Consider the following 253-nt stretch of genomic DNA (forward strand, 5'->3'; position numbering starts at 1 on the left):
ATCCTGCGCCCGTCAGGAGAGCTGTCTGAGCCCAAAGGGCGAGTTCTCTCCTGACAGCAGGATGAGCCTTAGAACAACAGGCAAGGGCCGTTGGCGCAAAAAGCCTCCCCGCCCTCTGCCGTTTTTGTGGGAATTACAGATCACTTCTAAAGAGGTAAAATTTGGACTTGTTCTAATTGGTGTCTTGGGCGCATACTGACGGCTTAGACTCTCAAGGAAGGATGATATGACTGCTTCAACCCTCGATATAGCG

Annotated in this window: 1 protein-coding gene; it reads left to right on the forward strand. The window is 51.4% G+C overall.

Annotation, left to right across the window (positions count from 1 at the left end; genetic code table 11):
• On the forward strand, positions 1–199 hold a 199-nt coding region (locus HJG40_RS14980; protein ID WP_215864929.1), incomplete at its 5' end, for a hypothetical protein.
• Positions 200–253 lie beyond the last annotated feature (54 nt).

This window comes from Acidithiobacillus concretivorus (assembly GCF_018853445.1).
Lineage (GTDB): Bacteria > Pseudomonadota > Gammaproteobacteria > Acidithiobacillales > Acidithiobacillaceae > Acidithiobacillus > Acidithiobacillus concretivorus.